This is a genomic window from Arthrobacter sp. B0316-5-4 (assembly GCF_059090325.1).
In genome coordinates this window covers 577824-594853 of the sequence record NZ_JBNHFN010000003.1, presented here as the reverse complement: position 1 = coordinate 594853, position 17030 = coordinate 577824, and the positions used below count along the sequence as shown (strand labels likewise).

Annotated in this window: 16 protein-coding genes; 11 read left to right on the top strand and 5 right to left on the bottom strand. The window is 63.9% G+C overall.

The genetic code is table 11. The annotated features are described in order from the left end of the window. The first annotated feature begins 28 nt into the window (after nucleotides 1-28). Both AC5RU9_RS11350 and AC5RU9_RS11345 read left to right on the top strand, forming a co-directional pair. On the top strand, nucleotides 29-1432 hold the full coding sequence (locus tag AC5RU9_RS11350) for an Ig-like domain-containing protein (RefSeq protein ID WP_494016520.1): 1404 nt from the start codon (nucleotides 29-31) through the stop codon (nucleotides 1430-1432). 221 nt (nucleotides 1433-1653) lie between these two features. Then, complete coding sequence (locus AC5RU9_RS11345; RefSeq protein ID WP_494016519.1) at nucleotides 1654-2481, top strand: DUF1684 domain-containing protein; 828 nt, start codon at nucleotides 1654-1656, stop codon at nucleotides 2479-2481. A gap of 30 nt (nucleotides 2482-2511) precedes the next feature. Here the strand turns inward: AC5RU9_RS11345 and AC5RU9_RS11340 are convergent, their stop codons facing one another. Then, nucleotides 2512-3807 (bottom strand): acyl-CoA dehydrogenase family protein, encoded by a 1296-nt coding sequence (locus AC5RU9_RS11340; RefSeq protein WP_494016518.1) that lies wholly within the window; start codon nucleotides 3805-3807, stop codon nucleotides 2512-2514. Continuing rightward, nucleotides 3804-4595, bottom strand: a complete 792-nt coding sequence (locus AC5RU9_RS11335) for an SDR family NAD(P)-dependent oxidoreductase (RefSeq protein ID WP_494016517.1) — start codon at nucleotides 4593-4595, stop codon at nucleotides 3804-3806. Before AC5RU9_RS11335 ends, AC5RU9_RS11340 begins: the two co-directional genes overlap by 4 nt. 93 nt (nucleotides 4596-4688) lie before the next feature. On the opposite strand from AC5RU9_RS11335, the gene AC5RU9_RS11330 reads away from it, so the two are divergent. From AC5RU9_RS11330 to AC5RU9_RS11315, 4 genes are all read left to right on the top strand, one after another. Continuing rightward, nucleotides 4689-5837 carry a glycoside hydrolase family 76 protein gene (locus tag AC5RU9_RS11330; protein WP_494016516.1) on the top strand — a complete coding sequence of 383 codons (1149 nt, stop codon included), beginning with the start codon at nucleotides 4689-4691 and terminating at the stop codon, nucleotides 5835-5837. 179 nt (nucleotides 5838-6016) lie between these two features. After that, the gene (locus tag AC5RU9_RS11325) at nucleotides 6017-7066 is read left to right on the top strand and encodes an iron ABC transporter substrate-binding protein (RefSeq protein WP_211714146.1); all 1050 of its coding nucleotides are present in this window, start codon (nucleotides 6017-6019) and stop codon (nucleotides 7064-7066) included. A 4-nt stretch (nucleotides 7067-7070) separates the two neighbouring features. Continuing rightward, nucleotides 7071-8672: an ABC transporter permease gene (locus AC5RU9_RS11320; protein WP_494016515.1), complete on the top strand. Its 1602-nt coding sequence runs from the start codon at nucleotides 7071-7073 to the stop codon at nucleotides 8670-8672. Continuing rightward, nucleotides 8669-9835: an ABC transporter ATP-binding protein gene (locus AC5RU9_RS11315; protein ID WP_494016514.1), complete on the top strand. Its 1167-nt coding sequence runs from the start codon at nucleotides 8669-8671 to the stop codon at nucleotides 9833-9835. The genes AC5RU9_RS11320 and AC5RU9_RS11315 overlap by 4 nt, the downstream gene beginning before the upstream one ends. A 6-nt stretch (nucleotides 9836-9841) precedes the next feature. Here AC5RU9_RS11315 and AC5RU9_RS11310 read toward each other — a convergent pair whose 3' ends face one another. Continuing rightward, nucleotides 9842-10432 (bottom strand): YdeI/OmpD-associated family protein, encoded by a 591-nt coding sequence (locus tag AC5RU9_RS11310; RefSeq protein WP_494016513.1) that lies wholly within the window; start codon nucleotides 10430-10432, stop codon nucleotides 9842-9844. Between the two features lie 50 nt (nucleotides 10433-10482). Here AC5RU9_RS11310 and AC5RU9_RS11305 point away from each other — a divergent pair, with 50 nt between their 5' ends. Then, nucleotides 10483-11187, top strand: a complete 705-nt coding sequence (locus tag AC5RU9_RS11305) for a hypothetical protein (RefSeq protein ID WP_494016512.1) — start codon at nucleotides 10483-10485, stop codon at nucleotides 11185-11187. Nucleotides 11188-11212: 25 nt separating this feature from the next. Here AC5RU9_RS11305 and AC5RU9_RS11300 read toward each other — a convergent pair whose 3' ends face one another. After that, entirely contained in the window at nucleotides 11213-12181 is a 969-nt protein-coding gene (locus AC5RU9_RS11300; protein ID WP_494016511.1) for a hypothetical protein, read from the bottom strand. Between the two features lie 244 nt (nucleotides 12182-12425). Here AC5RU9_RS11300 and AC5RU9_RS11295 point away from each other — a divergent pair, with 244 nt between their 5' ends. The 4 genes from AC5RU9_RS11295 to tgt all read left to right on the top strand — a co-directional run bounded on the left by AC5RU9_RS11295 (nucleotide 12426) and on the right by tgt (nucleotide 16178). Continuing rightward, on the top strand, nucleotides 12426-12965 hold the full coding sequence (locus AC5RU9_RS11295; RefSeq protein WP_024819523.1) for an NUDIX hydrolase family protein: 540 nt from the start codon (nucleotides 12426-12428) through the stop codon (nucleotides 12963-12965). 73 nt (nucleotides 12966-13038) lie between these two features. Beyond that, nucleotides 13039-14040: a DUF6707 family protein gene (locus AC5RU9_RS11290; RefSeq protein WP_494016510.1), complete on the top strand. Its 1002-nt coding sequence runs from the start codon at nucleotides 13039-13041 to the stop codon at nucleotides 14038-14040. A gap of 49 nt (nucleotides 14041-14089) precedes the next feature. After that, the gene (locus AC5RU9_RS11285; RefSeq protein ID WP_494016509.1) at nucleotides 14090-14800 is read left to right on the top strand and encodes an SRPBCC family protein; all 711 of its coding nucleotides are present in this window, start codon (nucleotides 14090-14092) and stop codon (nucleotides 14798-14800) included. 46 nt (nucleotides 14801-14846) lie between these two features. Further along, on the top strand, nucleotides 14847-16178 hold the full coding sequence (gene tgt, locus AC5RU9_RS11280) for a tRNA guanosine(34) transglycosylase Tgt (RefSeq protein WP_494016508.1): 1332 nt from the start codon (nucleotides 14847-14849) through the stop codon (nucleotides 16176-16178). Between the two features lie 24 nt (nucleotides 16179-16202). On the opposite strand, the gene AC5RU9_RS11275 is transcribed toward tgt, so the two are convergent. Further along, nucleotides 16203-16913, bottom strand: a complete 711-nt coding sequence (locus AC5RU9_RS11275; RefSeq protein ID WP_494016507.1) for a queuosine precursor transporter — start codon at nucleotides 16911-16913, stop codon at nucleotides 16203-16205. Nucleotides 16914-17030: the final 117 nt, after the last annotated feature.

Genomic DNA, 17030 nt, shown 5'->3' with positions numbered 1-17030 from the left:
CACCACGGATTTAAGGACCATCCAGCAAATGAATAACCAGATCCATCTAAGAACCGTGTCGATAGTGGCCGCTGTCCTGGCCATTGCCATGGCTGTCCTGGGACTGGGCATGACGGCGTTGCCAGCCAATGCCGCAACCCTGCCGGACGCGGAAATCACCCTCAAAACAGAATCAGTCGTGTCCAGCCAATGGGACCAGGTGGATCTGAGCTGTGAGTGGTCCGTCCCGGACCACTCACAGCCCGGCGACACCTTCAGTGTCCAACTCCCGCCCCAGCTCCGTTGGTTTGGCAAGGCGTCCTTTGACTTGGATAACTCAAACGGTGACACCGTCGCCACGGCGGTCGCGAACGACGCCGGCTTGGTGGTCTTCACGCTCAGCGATTTCGTGAAGACCCACCCCCTAAACGTAGGCGGAACATGTTCTTTCAGCACCCAGTACTCCCAGGTACCCGCAGGTGGCGACACCCAGGAACTGACGTTCACCGTAGGATCCAGCGTCGTCCGCGTGCCGGTAGCCGTCGAACCGTGCCAGAAAGACTGTGGCCCGGAAGTGCCAACCGCTGCGGGTAAATCCATGAGCTGGGTCGATCCAGCCCAGACTGAACTCCGGTCGGTTTTCACCATGCCTGCCATGACCGCAGACACCAATGATGTTGTTGTCACCGATACCCCTGCGGCGGGCATGGAAATCGACTGCGCCCGGGTCAGGCCACGCATCGGTCAAGTGGTGGGCAGTGATGGCGCCATCGTGGAACCCTACGATAACGACCAGTACCCCGCGGCCATCGACTGCACCCCCGAGAAAGCCACAGTGACGTGGACCGGCCTTCCCGAGGGCGAGCGCGTTGAACTGTTCGTCGTAACGCGGGTGACTGACCCGTCCTTGGCTGTCTACGAGAACACGGGCACAGTGACAATCGCCGGGACGGAGAGCCCGGTGGTCGCCCAGCTTCGGCGAACCGAGGCAGGCGGCACGGGCGATGGAACCGCAGTACCTACTCCTACACCCACTGCCACCACTGCAACGCCCACACCAACCCCGAGCGCAACCACGGCAACGCCTACGCCGAGCGCAACGCCAACGCCGAGCACAACGCCCACACCAAGCCCGAGCGCAACCACGGCAACGCCTACGCCGAGTGCAACACCCACAGCCACAGCAACACCAACACCCACACCCACGGCGACCACAGCTATGCCTGCACCGGCACCCGCAGTGCCTTCAGCTCCCGTCGCCAGCACATCCAGCCCAATCCTCGTAGTGCCCACGGACCAGCCGTCGGGGCCCGCGGAGACAGAGGGCCCGGATCAGTTGGCCAGCACGGGTGCGCAGGGAACGGCGTTCATCTTCGTCGCCGCAGCCTTGCTGGCCGTGGGATCTTTGCTGGCCTTCGCCAGTGCCCGGCGAAAGGGGCGGCGGACCAACTAGTCGAACGATCAAAAGAACGTCGCTAGGCCCTTCGGGGCGAGGCCACGTCGGCGGGCAGGCACATGCTGCGACCTGCCGGCGTGGTCCCTTCAATCGCGGCTCGCGCTGGCATGGGTTGGGGGCCAGCGCGAGTCGCTCCAAGGCGGTCTATTCCGGGAATGCAGCCGTTCAGCGCATAGTTGAGGGAAGTGCAACCGATGCGAATCCAGCCAAGGAGAACAATGAGCTCGCCCACCACCGCCACTGATGCCCAACTTGCCCGTTGGGAGCGGTTTCGTTCGGGCCGAAATGCGGCGCTGGCCACTGACCATGGCTGGCTGACGCTCACGTCATTCCAGTGGCTGCAGCCAGAGCCCTCGGAACTGGAACTGGTGCCAGGTCTCTGGTCCACGGACGGCACAACAGCATTCCTTACGGCGAGCGCTGCCGAGGGCCTTTCATTCGTTGAAACCGGAGAGCCGGTTGACGGTACGGTCAGCGCGGAGCTGCAGGATGAAGAATCGCTGATGTGGGTCCAGTTTGGCGGGGCAGATGGCCGCCAGGTCGTGGTGGAACTTGCCATGCGGGCGGACAAGTATGCGATCCGTACCCGGGACAACAGCTCTCCCGTGCTGACGGAGTTCAAGGGCGTTCCTACCTACGACTACAACCCCGGTTGGGTTATCGAGGGCAAATTCGAGGCTTACCCGGAGCCGGTGGACGTCCCCATCGGCACTGCGAACCCGTTGGTTGACGGTGTCCACCGGTCGGTGGGCGAGGTGGTCTTCCGGGTTCCGGGCGTCCCCCACGACATTCGCCTTCATGCCGAGGGAGAGAAGCTTGGGGCCCTGAACGTGACCTTCCATGATGAGACCAACGGGGATTCCACGGATGAGTGGCGAAAGGTCTTCATCCCGCGTCCCCGCCCGGACGGGTCGGTTGTCATCGACTTCAACCGCACCATCAACTACCCCAGCGCTTTTTCGCCGTACGGCACGTGCCCCATGCCGGTCCGCGGCAATTCGATTGATGTCCGCGTGGAGGCAGGCGAAAAACTCCCCCAGGACTGAGCCGCCAGCACCACGGGTGAGGCAGGGAGTCTAGGCGATGGCGGACACGCCCGTCACCGCACGGCCGACGATGAGGGAGTTGATTTCGTAGGAGCCCTCGTAGGTGTAAATGGCTTCGGCATCGGCAAAGATTTTCGCCATCCGATAGTCGGTGACGATGCCGTTCCCGCCAAGGATCGACCGTCCCAGGGCGACTGTCTCTCGCATCCTGGCACTGCAGTAGGCTTTCGCGAGTGCTACTTGGGCCATGTCTGCGCCCCCGTGCCGCACGCCGTGCGCATCCGTGGAGATGCCCTCCTGCAGTTGCGCTATGCGAACCATCATGCCCATGCTGGCCACCGCGTTTCCAAGCATGTCCACCAGGTGCTGTTGGATCAGCTGGAACTTTGCCAGCGGCTTGCCGAACTGGAAACGTTCGACGGCGTACTGCCGGGCGACGTCGAACGCCGCCAGTTGCTGGCCTACTGCCTGCCAGGCGACCATGATTCGGGAGCCACGCAGCAAGTGGTTGGTGTCCGCGAAACTGCTGATGCCGGCAAAGCGGTCCGCCTCCGCCACTTCGACGTCCCGGAGCACGATGTCTGCGTTTTGAACGGTTCGCAGTGCAATCTTGTTTTCGATGCGGCTGCGGGTGATCCCCGGCAATGTTGCGTCCACAATGAACGCGAGCACAGAGCCATCGGCTTCATCTTTGGCCCACACCAGCATGTAATCGCAGAACGTCCCGTTCCCGATCCAGCGCTTGGCGCCGTTAATCACCCAGTAGTTGCCGCCGTCGGACTCTGCACGCTGGACTTTCCGCGCGGTTGTCTGCATGCCGCCGGCGACGTCGGAGCCGTGGTCCGGTTCGGTGAGGGCGAAGGCGCCCGTGGTCCGGAGGTTGGACGCATCGTCAAGGTAGCGGTCCTGTTGCGCGTCGCTGCCGAAGTCGTACAGCGATTCAACGAACAGATCGTGGTGAACCATGAAGAAAGTCGCGATCGAGGTGTCAACCCGTGTCATCTCCGCGATCACCAGACCCGCGAAGAGGTGCGTGTAACCGCGCTGCGCGGGGGCGCTGAGGCGCAATGCCGCGAGTTTGGGCAGGATGTGTTCCGGAAATTCGGCTTTTTCCCACCATTGCCCGGCGTAGGGAGCTATCTCCGAGTCGAGGAATGCCCGCAGTTCGTTGAGTTTCCGCTGTTCCTGGACGCTCAACAGCGATTCGAAGTCGAAAAAGTCGGCCGTGGGCAGCCCTGCTATGGAGGGTGGGAGGGTGCCAGTGGAGGTCGCAGGGCGTGCTCCTGCGGACGGGGCAGCGCCTTGACTGCTGTAGTCGCCCATCATTTGAGTCCCATGCGGATGGCGCCGTCCAGCCGGATGGTTTCGCCGTTGAGCATCGCGTTCTCCACGATGTGGGCAGCCAGGTTGGCGTATTCTGCTGCCCGTCCCAGGCGGGCCGGATGCGGGACCTGCTGTCCCAGGGATTCCTGGGCGGCTTGGGGAAGTCCAGCCATCATGGGTGTTTCGAAGATGCCGGGCGCAATGGTCGCTACCCGGATCAGCGACCGGGCAAACTCGCGGGCCAGGGGCAGGGTCATGGCGGCTACGGCGCCTTTGGACGCTGCGTAGGCTGGCTGTCCGATCTGTCCTTCGAACGCGGCGACGGAGGCGGTGTTGATGATGACCCCGCGTTCCGGGCCTCCCAGTTCGGTGGTGACTGGTTCGGTTTCCACCATGGCTGCGGCGGCGAGCCGGATCACGTTGAAGGTGCCGACGAGGTTGATCTGGATGACTTTGTTGAAGGTCTCTAGGGGCAGCACACCCTCGCGGCCCAGGACTTTCCCGGGCGTGGCTATCCCCGCGCAGTTGACGACGATGCGGAGTGGTCCCAACGACACCGCAGCATCGACGGCGGCTTGGACCTGGGCTTCGTTGGTGACGTCAGCGGGAGCGAAGACGGCCCGGGCACCGCTTCCACCGGAGTTGAGTTGCGCCGCGTAATCCTCGCCAGCCGACTGTGGCAGGTCCACCAGCACCACTGACGCTCCGGCGTCGAACAAGCGCTTCGCGGTGGCGGCCCCCAACCCTGACGCCCCGCCGGTGACCAGCGCGACCGTGCCCTTGATGTCCATCCATCCTCCTTGATGCAGAACCTGAATCCGTTAATGCATGTTAACTGGAATTGTGAGCCAGCGCACCTCGGACCGTCCCGCTAGGCTGGTGGCATGCCAACCCACGACCACCCGGACAGCCTTCCCGCTTCCACCGCGGACGCCACGGAATGGGCTGCGCGCGCAGACCAGGCGGCACGATCGGTCACCCACGGTTTCGGCCGCCGGCTGTTCTTCCTGCCCGGCACCCACATCGCGGCGGTAAGCCTCCCCACTGCCGGCCTCAAGAGCCGTCTGGGCCCATGGCATTACTGGTGGCAGGCACACTATGTGGACTGCCTGGTGGACGCCGGTCGCCGCGAGCTGGCCACCAGGGTGAAGTTCGACGGCGACTCCCGCCCGAGCGCGGGAAAGCTGGCTTCGCGGCTGGTCACCACCATCCGGCTGAGGAATCTGCTGCGCTTCGAGAACCACTACTACGACGACATGGCGTGGCTTGCCCTTGCAACACTCCGGCTCGAAAAGCTCGCGGAGGAGTCCAGGAATCCGGGCCGCCGCCGCAACGCGTACATCCGCAGGAGACTCACCCTGCAGTTCGATTCCGCATCCACGGACCACATGGGCGGAGGAACGTTTTGGAGCACCAAGCGGGATTTCAAGAACACCCCGGCCACAGCACCGGTCGCCCTGTACTACTCCCGGACGGGTCACCGCACCAAAGCGCAGTCCTTAGTGGACTGGCTCAACAGCAAGCTTATCCACCCCGAGCGTGGCGTTTACCTGGACGGGGTGAGGATCAGCGACGGCCAATTACGCGTCGATGATGCTGTCTACACCTACAACCAGGGGCCAGTGCTGGGAGCACTGCTGGAACTCGGTGGGGAGCGCAACCTTGGCCGGGCTGCCGAGTTGGTTGAAGCGGTTGCCCGCGAGTTGACCCACCCCGGCACGAACGTGGTCCGCGGCGACGGCACGGGCGACGGCGGCCTGTTCACCGGCATCCTGCTCCGGTACCTCGCGTTGGCTGCCCGCGATGACCGGCTGCCGGAACCTACCAGGAGGGCCGCAGCATCCTTGGTCCGGGACACGGCCGAGGCGTTCTGGGCAGGCCGCGCCGAGCGCCGGGAGGACTCCCCTTCCCTGCTGTTCTCCTTCGATCCCCCGCGGCCGGCGGGCGAAACGTATCCCCTAGGTACCGCCGTCGAGCTTTCAACGCAATTGCAGGCGTGGATGGCTTTCGAGGCCGCAGCCACACTGCCCTAACAATTACGGCACGCAATACTTCCGTAATTGTGGTGACCCCTGTCACATTTACCGGTGTGGATGGTGTTAAGAAGGGTTGGCTAACCTACCCTTTTTAGAGCGGGTCCCCAACCTTCCCGCCAGCACGGGCCAAACCCACCTCCATTGACTCCGTGTCGTGTTCCCAGAAAGAAGCCCTCATGAACTTTCCCAAGAAAGCCCTGGCGGGAATCGCGCTCCTCGCATCGGCCGCGCTTGGCCTCAGCGCCTGCGGCTCCAACGCCAGCACAGCTCCGAACTCCTCCGAACCAGCCGCTGCTGGCGACGGGATTACGGTCTACAACGCCCAGCACGAAAGCCTCACCAAGGAATGGATCGACGCTTTCACCAAGGAAACCGGCATCAAAGTCACCGTCCGCCAGGGCGACGACACCGAAATGTCCAACCAGATCGTCCAGGAAGGCGCAGCCTCACCGGCCGATGTGTTCCTCACCGAAAACTCCCCTGCAATGGCGCAGGTTGAGAACGCGGGCCTCTTCGCCGACGTAGACAAGGCCACCCTGGACCAGGTTCCCGCAGAATTCCGCCCCTCCACGGGCAAGTGGACCGGCATCGCCGCCCGTTCAACCGTGCTGGTGTACGACAAGAACAAGATCAGCGAAGACAAGCTGCCCAAGTCCATGCTGGACTTGGCCAAGCCTGAGTGGAAGGGCAAGTGGGCCGCGTCGCCCTCCGGCGCCGACTTCCAGGCGATCGTCTCCGCCCTGCTGGAACTCAAGGGCGAAGCCGCCACTGAGGAATGGCTCAAGGGCATGAAGGAGAACTTCAAGGCCTACAAGGGCAACAGCACCGCCATGAAGGCCGTCAACGCCGGCGAAGTGGACGCTGCCCTGATCTACCACTATTACTACTACGGAGACCAGGCCAAGACGGGCGAGAACTCCAAGAACGTCACGCCGTACTACTTCAAGAACCAGGACCCGGGCGCATTCGTTTCCGTGTCCGGCGGCGGCGTCCTCAAGTCCTCCAAGAAGGCTGCTGACGCCCAGGCGTTCCTGAAGTTCATCACGGGCAAAAAGGGCCAGGAAATCCTCAAGGATGGCACGTCCTTCGAATACGCCATTGCCTCGCAGGTTGATTCCAACGCCAAGCTGGTTCCCATCAAGGAACTGCAGGCTCCCACGGTGGACCCGGCCAAGCTGAACTCCACCAAGGTCACCGACCTGATGACCAAGGCAGGACTCCTCTAGTTCTGTGACCACTGATCTATCGGCTCCCAACGTTCCACGTTCCCAGGGAAGCACGACGACGGCGGGCAGGGGCAAGCGCCCCCGCCCGCCTTTCGGCGTTTCTACAGTGTCCCTGTTGGCCGTGCTCATAGCCCTGTTTTCCCTGATTCCGCTGGGCTACGTGGTGTACATGACGGCCACCACTGGATGGGAGACGGCCGTCAGCCTCATCGTGCGTCCCAGGGTGGGCGAGCTGCTGCTGAACACTGTCCTCCTCACGGTGTTCACGGTGCCGCTCTGTTTGATCCTGGGCGTGGGTGGGGCCTGGTTGGTGGAACGGACCCAGCTGCGCGGGCACCGTTGGTGGGCGGTTGCGTTGGCGGCACCCCTGGCCATTCCGGCTTTCGTGAACAGCTATGCCTGGGTGTCCGCTGTTCCGTCGATGGCGGGCCTCGGGTCGGGTGTCCTGATTGCCACGCTCTCCTATTTCCCGTTGGTCTATATCCCCGCAGCAGCCACCTTGGGCCGCTTGGATCCAGCCATTGAACAATCCGCGGCCTCGTTGGGGCTGGGCTCGTGGGCAGTCTTTTTCCGGGTGGTGCTGCCGCAGCTGCGCATCGCCATGACCGGCGGCGCTTTGCTGGTTTCCTTGCACTTGTTGGCTGAATACGGCGCCTTCGCCATGATCCGCTTTGACACGTTTACCACCGCCATCATGGTCCAGTTCCAGTCAACGTTCAACGGAACCGCGGGCAACATGCTGGCCAGTGTCCTTGTTCTCCTGTGCCTAATCCTGTTGCTGGCCGAAGTCAGGAGCCGCGGCACCGCCCGTTACGCACGCATCGGCTCCGGCGCGCAAGCCAAAGCCACCAGGCTGCCCCTTGGCGTTTTCCAGGTCCCCGCCCAGCTGGCGCTCCTGGCCCTGACAGCCCTGGCGTTCGGACTGCCCCTGTGGTTCGTGCTGAAGTGGCTGTTTGCCGGTGGTACGGAGGTTTGGGCGGCGGAGGAGTTCATGCCGGCCCTGATCCAGACCCTCCTGTACGGGGCGGCAGGCGCTGTGGTCACCACGGTGGTGGCGTTCCCCATGGCCTACCTCGCTGTGAGGCGCCCCAGCTGGTTCAGCAAGATGCTGGAACTCTCCAACTACGTCACCAGTTCGCTCCCCGGCATCGTGGTGGGTCTGGCGTTCGTTACCGTCAGCATTCGGGTGGTCCCCGGTGTTTACCAGACGGCCGGTGTGCTGATCGCAGCCTATGTCCTGCTCTTCCTGCCGCGGGCGTTGGTCAACATCCGTTCCGGCTTGGCGCAGGCGCCCAAGGAACTCGACGAGGCCGCCCAATCACTGGGCAAGACCCCTTTGACGTCCTTCTTCCGGGTCACGTTGCGGCTGACGGCACCGGCAGCTGCGGGCGGTGCAGCGCTGGTGTTCCTTGCCATCGTCAACGAACTCACGGCTACGTTGCTCCTCTCGCCGAACGGCACCCGGACGCTGGCCACGGAGTTCTGGAGCAAGAGCAGCGAGATCGACTACGCAGGCGCAGCGCCCTACGCCTTGCTGATGATCCTGCTCTCGGCCCCCATGACGTACTTGCTTTTCCAACAGTCCAAGAAAGTAGCCGGACAGTGACCGAACAATCCCCTTCCAGGCTTCCTGCACCCCGGGTAGCACCCTCAGTGGCCACCTCCACCAACGCCCACCTGGACATCGCCGAAGTCACCAAGAACTTCGGTTCCCAGGCTGTCCTGAAGGGCGTGAACTTGTCGGTGGCCAAGGGCGGCACCACCGCAATTGTGGGGCCGTCGGGTTCGGGCAAGACCACCTTGCTGCGCCTGATAGCCGGTTTCGAACATCCGGATACCGGGACCATTAGCCTCAACGGCTCACCGGTGGCCGGCGAGGGCCTCTGGGTGCCGGCACACAGGCGGCAGGTAGGCTACGTCGCCCAGGACGGCGCGCTCTTTCCGCACCTGACGGTGGGGCAGAACGTGGCCTTCGGCCTCGATTCGGGAAAGCTCGACGGCGGTCGGCGCGGGGTGCGGGCGCGTGTCCAGGAACTGCTGGAGATGGTGTCCCTTGACGCGTCCATGGCCAAGCGGCGGCCGCATCAGTTGTCCGGCGGACAGCAACAACGCGTGGCCCTTGCCCGTGCTCTGGCGCGGGAACCTGAGCTCATGCTGCTGGACGAGCCGTTCTCAGCCCTCGACGCCGGCCTCCGTGTGGCTACCCGCAGGGCCGTGGCGAAGGTGCTCAATGCTGCAGGCGTAACCACCATCCTGGTGACCCACGACCAAGCGGAGGCCTTGTCCTTTGCTGACCAGGTGGCAATCATGCGCGGCGGGAAACTGGCCCAGATCGGTAACCCGTTCGTCGTCTACACACGCCCGGCTGACCGCGCCACCGCCGAGTTCCTGGGCGACGCAGTGATCCTGGATGCATGGATGGAAGGCTCGTTGGCCACCTGCTCCCTGGGCGGCATACCCGTCCGGCGGCCACCGGCCCAGGGCAAGGTCCAGCTCATGCTGCGCCCGGAGCAGATCCGGATCGCGTCCGACGGCCCGATCCGCGGCGTGGTGGTGGACACGGACTATTTCGGCCCGGAGACCACTGTCCGCATCAAACTCGGCGAGTACACCGCGCCGGACGGCAGCGCTTCGGGCAACAGCTATCGTTACCCCGGGGGCGGCGAAATCATTACCATCCGCCACTGGAACGCCTCCATCACCAAGCCGGGGACGGAATTGTGCCTGCGCGTGGTTGGCGAGGGGGTGGCTTTCCCCTTCGGTGAGTGAGCCCGGCTAGGGCTTTTTGCGTTGCGGATATGGGGCTTCGTGGCGGGCCAGCATTTCCACGAAGCCTGCGATCTTCCGCTCCCGCGTGTCGGCCCTTTTGACCAGGTTGGTGCGGTGGATGAGGGCGAAGCGGTTCTGCGATGTGAGCACGTCGAACATAGCCTGCGCCTCCGGCACGGCTGCGATGGCCGCTGCGAGATCCGCCGGCACCACCGAATCGGCGGGCCCGGCGTAGGCCGCCTCCCAACGGCCGTCTGCCTTGGCGGCCTCGACCGCGGAACGGCCGGCGTCGGTCATCCTGCCTTCCGCTTCGAGCCGGGCAATATGCCCCACGTTCCGTGCGGACCAGATGCTGCGGCGCCCCCGGGGCGTCATGCGCTGGAAGTAGCTTTCGGCGTCGCGGCTCCTGGACTGGCCATCGATCCAGCCAAAGCACAACGCTTCGTCCAGCGCGGCATCGTAATCCAGTTCGGTGACGGTGCCGCCCTTCTTGTGCAGGATCAGCCAAACCCCGGGGCTTTCGGCGGCATGGGCGGCCAACCAGGCCCGCCACGCGTTGCCGTCTTTGACCAGTAGTTCTTCCAATTCAATGGGCATGGCCCCAGCATAGGCTTGGACGAGGATCCCGAAACCCACCAGGAGACCCCATGTTGCGAGCCCGCCCCATCCACTACACCTCCCGCCCGGAAGACTGGGCCGCCATCCTGCACGCGTTGGGTTTGGTGAAGACCGTTGACGACGGTGAGTGGCGGGAGTTCGACGCCGGTTCGGGTCGCCTCGCATTGGGGCATGTGGAGCACGGCCATCCCTTGGATGGGTCTACGCTTTTTAGCGTCGAAGTGGGGGACGTGGACGAGTTCGTGCGACGAACCGAGGAAGCCGGCACCCAAGCCGAGATCCACGAAACCCCTGATGCCACCACTGCCCGCATCTCAGCCGACGATGGCTTCGAGTTCTTCGCTTTCCCCGCGACCCGGGCGGCTGATGGCACGTGGGCCACCTCCCCCGGGGCCGATTCGGCACTGTCCGTCGTGGCCACCTGGGTGAGCCCACTGGTGGAGTTGTCGGCTGGCGTGCTCCGCGGCATCGGCGCCCGGCCCCGGACGTCGGACGACGAATCAGCCACCTTCACCACCAAGAACGGCGGCATTCTCCAGATCATCCACGGGGCGGACGGAACCAGCGGTGTGCTTGCGTTCGAGTACGACGGCGAACTGGAACCACTGCTGGCACGGCTCACCGAAGCGGGCACCGAGGCCCGGATCAGCGAAGGCATCCTGTACGTCGCCAACCCCGATGCCGCGGGTGGCGCCGCACCGGCGTCGATCGTCGTGGAACGGGCGCCCGCCTAAGCGGAACGGGCGCCCGCCCGCGGTCCTACTGTGCGTATCGGAGGCTGGTAAGCAGTCCCTTGAGCTTGCTGTACTGCTCGGACTGCATCCAGGCCTCCGCGGCCTCCTGCTTCATGTACGGGTCGATGTTCACCTGGGCGGTGGCAGCGCCGTTGCCCATGATCAGGAAGCTTGCAGCAGAGGTGCTGTCAGGACCTTCGGTCATCAGCATTTCCGGGACGATGCCCACGAAGTACCTGGTTTCCGCGGTGTCGAAGGGGTAAACGTCCCGGAAGACCGCAAAGTAGGATGCCCCGTCCCGGTCGTCAAAAGAGCTGAGCTTCTGCGAGTCCAGAATGGTGCGGTTGACGGGCCCGGCCACCACTCCGCCGACACCTCCGCTGGTAATGTCCACCACGTTGTGCCCGTTTTCATCGAAGATGTGGGCAATGGCGAAGTGATCGTCGTAAGGGTAGTCGTCCCCGGGCGCAACAACCGGAACTTCGGCTTGCATTCCCCAACCGGACGGTACCTCGAAGGAGATGTGTCCGTCCGGGAAGGTGTAAGTCCCGATTTCCGGGTAGTTCGGAGATACATGCGGCGTTGAGGGCTCAAGAGGGGTAATCGGGGTCACCACCGGTTCCGGAGCCGGAACCGTCACTGCAGGTGCGGAGGGCGGAACCGTCACTGCAGGTGCAGGCGCAACCGTTTCCGTGGGTGCCGGGGCGGGTGCTTCACTCGCAGGCTGGGCAACGACAGGAACCACCACGGGCTCCGGAACCACCAACGGGGCGGCCTCGGCGGCTGGGATCGGAGCGACGGGGGCAGCGTCCGCAACAGGGGCATCGACCTCCGCCACCGGCTCAGCGAGCACTTCCTGCGGGGACGCGGCAGGACGCTCCGTTGGTGCGCCGCCGGGCTCGGGCGACGCCGGCGTGCAGGCAGTAAGCGTCAACGCCAAAGCCAGCGATACAAGGGTCGCGTACTTGGCGTGTCCGGTTCGGCGGTAGTTCATTTCTGGGTTCCTTCCCCCACGGAGTCGTTGAGCAGATTTGCTTGCTCGAACATGTTGTTTCCGGGTCTGGTCTGCCGGTTACATTGCGGACGAATAATCTTTTTCCAGACCACAATCCGCAGTGATTCCTACCGCCAAAGGTTGGAGTCAATCCCCCGCCCCGGAATACAGCCGAGAGCGTAACGGCCCTGTACCCGGCAGGGCCTCCACGGAAGTTGCACCGGGGATGGGGTAGAACTTAACCATGAGCGTACGTACACCCGACCCGTATCCAGGCTGGCTTTCAGATGAAGACCTCTTCGAAGCCCGCGGCCGCCTCCCCATGGTTTATGTGGAAGCTGTTCCGGTCAGGTTGGATCCGCTCGGGTATGTCAACGAAGTCGGCACGCTGCTGCAGGGTGACGCCGACGGCAACATGGTCCGATACCTTGTCTCCGGCCGTGTCCTCTACCGCGAGACCATCCGGGCAGCCCTCCTGCGGCACATGGAAAAGGACCTCGGTCCCCTGGCTTTCCCGCAGCTCCCCATCAGCCCTGTCCCGTTCACCGTGGCCGAGTACTTCCCGGCGCCCTCGCAAACGGGTTTCACGGACGACCGACAGCACGCCGTTTCACTGGCCTACGTGATCCCGGTGACCGGCGAATGCGAACCACGCCAAGACGCCCTGGAACTCACCTGGATGACGCCCCAAGAGGTACTGAGCGAGAACGTCCAGCAGGAATTCGACGGCGGTCGAGGCAACCTCGTGCGGCAGGCGCTGGCTTTCTCGGGCATCGTCCTCTAGCGGGTCCCGGCCCCTGCGGCGGCCGGTCTTTGTAGACTGGACGGCGGACCCCAAGAGAACCAAAGGACTTCCGATGACTCACAGCCCAGCCACACAGCAGTACAAAGAAAAGCAGGCTGGGGACCTGCAGCCCGGAGATTTTGTGTTCCCGCCCGGCGACGGGCCGGCCGAAGAAATCCGCGCCGTCGAGGTGCAGAACGACGATTACGGTGTGCCCGCGCTGCTGCTGGTGACAACGGTCGACGGCGGCACCATCAGGATCGCCGTCGGGTCCAGCGTCCCTGTGGGTGACGGAGTTCCTGCCGGCCCCGGTGCCGAATCACCAGTGGACGCCCCAGCCGAAGCCGAACCGGACTCCAGCACCCCCGCCGACGCCGAGGCCGACGCGCCCGCTGGACCCGCCGTCGTCGTGCCTCCGCGTCCGGAAACCCCGCCAACATATACCGGGCCCAGCGCCGAAGAACTTGCCCTGATACCCGAACCCGACGGCACCCCCGAAGCGGTGGTGCGTGCCGCAGCCGCCGATCACAAGGGCAAGAACGGTGTCCAGGTGCTGGCGGAGCGGCTGGCGAAGGGCATCAACACCAAGTCCGGAAGCTGCCTCCGGGACCTCAGCGACCTCGCCTTCGATCTGTGCATCGTGCTTCGCGATCCGGACCACGCGCTGGCGGTCGCGGACCTGCTGAACGTCCTGCCTTTCGATGGGAACCTGGACCGGTGGGCGTCAATCGAACGCGCCCTGGCACTGTCCAGTTTCATTTGCCGCGAGGCCGGCCAGTCCGAACGGGCTGCCGTCTACGAGAAGCTGCTCCGCGCGCCCGAGTCCCAGGAAGAGGACCCGTTCAAGGCCCGGATCAACGCGAGGGTCCGCCAGCGTTCGCTCAACGAACCCAACCTGTACGACAAGGAAATCTTCCGCGCAATCGATAACGGCAACCACGAGGCAGAGCGCGAATGGCGGTTCCTCCGCTTGGAGGCCCTCATGTTCCTGCGTGCCCACGGCGGCTCGAAGACCATCGGCGAGGAAGAGCTGGCCCGGCGGATCGGCAACGAACTGGAATCGGTGCGGGCCTGACAGGTTCCGGGCCTGTTATGCCGGGTCGAACGGCGGTAGATTCGGGGCCATGACGAACAATCTGAGCGTTGTGGTTAATGCCGATGCGCAGCAGGTTTGGACAATGCTGCGTGAACCGTCGTTGGTCGCCCAATGGCACGGCTGGGAGGCCGACGACCTGAACGATGAAATCAAACAGATCTACTTCAATACAGACGTCGTTGAAGGCCCCGATCACACCAGCCTGACGGTCAATGGCGGCGACATCTTTGAGCTCCACCCTGTCTCCGGCGGCACCGAAGTGCGGATCACCAGGGTTGCCCTGGACCACGATTCCGAGTGGGCCGACTGGGACGAAGACATCACCCAAGGCTGGCTCACCTTCCTGCACCAACTGAGGTTCGCCCTTGAGCGCCATCCGCACGGGCACCGACGGACACATTTCGTCTCCCTCCCCGGCAAGGGCGGTCCGGCGATCGAGAAGTTGGGACTAGGGGATCTGCCGCCCGTTGGGGAGGAATACTCGCTCACCCTTGCTACCGGCGAGAAGATCTCCGGCAAGATCTGGTTCAAGAGCCGGCACCAGGTTGGCCTCACCGTCCACAGCTACGCCGAACATGGGGAAGGCCTGCTGATCGTCGCTGAGCAGTTACCGATTCCGGAGAAAAGGCCCGACGGCGGCTCCATGGTGATTGCCTCCACCTACGATTTGGGGGCCCACACGTTGGCGGATATCCGGTCCTCGTGGGACAACTGGAAGGCTGAAAACTACGGGTCGTAGGGCTTCCTCCGCTGGTTACCCACGGTAAAGCTGGCACACTAGGTAGGTGCCAGCTTCCGTTCCTGTTTCCGCGCCTTTTTCCTCCCCAGCTCCCGCCCTGCCCGAGTTGCCGGGGTTATCCGCCCGGCAATCCGAGTTCTCGTTGACGGTGGGCACCCGCCTGACTGAAGCGTGCTCGCCGCCGGACGCCCAAGTGGATGCCAACGGCGGCGCCTTCCTTGGCCGGACTGGAACCATCACTACGCCGCACGGAACCATCCAGACGCCCGCGTTCATCGCCGTCGGAACCAAAGCGACCGTCAAGGCCGTGCTGCCCGAGTCGATCGCCGGGTTTGGCGCGCAGGCTGTGCTGGCCAACGCCTACCACCTGTACCTGCAGCCGGGGCCCGAAATCCTCGACGCCGCGGGTGGGCTGGGTGCGTTCATGAACTGGCCCGGGCCCACTTTCACCGACTCCGGTGGGTTTCAGGTGATGAGCCTGGGCTCGGGGTTCAAGAAGGTTATCGACATGAAGAACGTCGATTCGTCCGGCCCCGATGACGCCGTAGCACCGGGCAAGGAACGGCTGGCCCACATCGACGATGACGGCGTCTGGTTCAAGTCGCACCTCAACGGGGACCGGCACCGTTTCTCGCCCGAGATCTCCATGCGGGTCCAACACCAGATCGGCGCGGACATCATGTTCGCCTTCGACGAGCTCACTACCCTGCAGAATTCGCGGGCTTACCAAGAGGAGTCGCTGGAGCGCACCCGCTTGTGGGCGCTGCGGTGCCTGGCGGAACATGCCTCGTTGACTTCTTCCCGGGTGGGCAAGCCGTATCAGGCGTTGTTCGGGGTGATCCAGGGAGCCCAGTACGAGGACCTGCGCCGCAAAGCCTGCCAGGACCTGGGTGCCATGCCCTTTGACGGGTATGGGATCGGCGGTGCGTTGGAGAAGGAAAACCTGGGCACCATTGTGCGTTGGTGCAACGAGGAACTCCCCGAGGACAAGCCCAGGCACCTGCTCGGCATCTCCGAACCGGACGACATCTTCACGGCAATCGAGAACGGCGCCGACACGTTCGACTGTGTCTCCCCCACCCGGGTTGCCAGGAACTCAGCGTTCTACACGCCCTTCGGCCGGTTCAACCTGTCAGGCGCGCGCTACAAAACCGATTTCGGGCCCCTTCAGGACGGCTGCGACTGCTACACCTGCGTCAACTACTCGCGGGCGTACATCCACCACTTGTTCAAGGCCAAGGAGATGCTCTCCGCGACGCTGATCTCCATCCACAACGAGCGCTTCGTGGTGAAGATGGTGGACGATGCCCGGCTGGCCATCGAATCCGGGGACTTCTTCGAGTTCAAGGCTGAAACGCTGGGGCGGTATTACTCCTAGGCCCTCGAGTTCTAGGCCCTGGTCCTAGGCTGCGACTGTTCCGTAGCTGGGCTCGCGCTTCTTGATCCAGCCAACAACCAGCACCGTGATCGGAACGAACAGGAACTCGACGGCGGTCTTGTAGACGAAGCCCACCAGGACGTAGTTGACGAACGAGCCAGCGTCCGAGATCCCGATGACGGATGCCGCGATGCTGCAGAAGATCAGGGTGTCGACGAATTCGCCCACCACGGAAGAACCCATGAGGCGTGCCCACAGGGATTTCTCGCCCGTGCGCTGCTTCATCTTAACCAGGATCCAGGAGTTGATGGTCTGTCCTGCCAGGAAGGCGAGCAGCGAGGCAAGGACGATCTGCGGCACGGGCCCCAGGGCACCCTCGATGGCGGCCTGCTTGGCGGTTCCGTAGTCATCATTGAAACCGGGCAGGATGATGATCACCCAGTAGCAAAGAGAGGCGAACACACTCAGGGCGAACGAGGTGACGATGGCTTTGCGGGCCACTTTGAAGCCGTAGACCTCAGTCATGACGTCGCCCAGGATGTAGGCCAACGGGAAGAGGAAGAACCCTCCATCGGTGATGATCGGCCCGAGCTCCACACCCTTGGAAGCGCCGATGTTGGACAGGATCAGCACCACGGCCATGACGGCCAACATGATGCCGAAGTACGGGGAACCGATCGAGGCGAAGCGGGGTGCAGGCTTGCTCAGCGTGCTGGAGCCGGAGGGCGAAGACATGGGTCATCCATTTCGTAGTGGTTCGCGCAGGCCGCCGCATCTGGCTGCCCCGCTGTATTAGCACTGTGGTGGTGGGGCATCTGGCCCGGCACCGGTTCCATTGTCCCACCGCCGATC

Excerpts from the sequence above, each read along its gene's own strand:
- AC5RU9_RS11310 (WP_494016513.1), bottom strand. The coding sequence starts at position 10,432 with ATGCCCATTGAATTGGAAGAACTACTGGTCAAAGACGGCAACGCGTGG.
- AC5RU9_RS11295 (WP_024819523.1), top strand. The coding sequence starts at position 12,426 with ATGAGCGTACGTACACCCGACCCGTATCCAGGCTGGCTTTCAGATGAA.
- AC5RU9_RS11285 (WP_494016509.1), top strand. The coding sequence starts at position 14,090 with ATGACGAACAATCTGAGCGTTGTGGTTAATGCCGATGCGCAGCAGGTT.
- AC5RU9_RS11335 (WP_494016517.1), bottom strand. The coding sequence starts at position 4,595 with ATGGACATCAAGGGCACGGTCGCGCTGGTCACCGGCGGGGCGTCAGGG.
- AC5RU9_RS11340 (WP_494016518.1), bottom strand. The coding sequence starts at position 3,807 with ATGATGGGCGACTACAGCAGTCAAGGCGCTGCCCCGTCCGCAGGAGCA.
- AC5RU9_RS11345 (WP_494016519.1), top strand. The coding sequence starts at position 1,654 with ATGAGCTCGCCCACCACCGCCACTGATGCCCAACTTGCCCGTTGGGAG.
- AC5RU9_RS11330 (WP_494016516.1), top strand. The coding sequence starts at position 4,689 with ATGCCAACCCACGACCACCCGGACAGCCTTCCCGCTTCCACCGCGGAC.
- AC5RU9_RS11300 (WP_494016511.1), bottom strand. The coding sequence starts at position 12,181 with ATGAACTACCGCCGAACCGGACACGCCAAGTACGCGACCCTTGTATCG.
- AC5RU9_RS11290 (WP_494016510.1), top strand. The coding sequence starts at position 13,039 with ATGACTCACAGCCCAGCCACACAGCAGTACAAAGAAAAGCAGGCTGGG.
- AC5RU9_RS11275 (WP_494016507.1), bottom strand. The coding sequence starts at position 16,913 with ATGTCTTCGCCCTCCGGCTCCAGCACGCTGAGCAAGCCTGCACCCCGC.
- AC5RU9_RS11350 (WP_494016520.1), top strand. The coding sequence starts at position 29 with ATGAATAACCAGATCCATCTAAGAACCGTGTCGATAGTGGCCGCTGTC.
- AC5RU9_RS11325 (WP_211714146.1), top strand. The coding sequence starts at position 6,017 with ATGAACTTTCCCAAGAAAGCCCTGGCGGGAATCGCGCTCCTCGCATCG.
- AC5RU9_RS11305 (WP_494016512.1), top strand. The coding sequence starts at position 10,483 with ATGTTGCGAGCCCGCCCCATCCACTACACCTCCCGCCCGGAAGACTGG.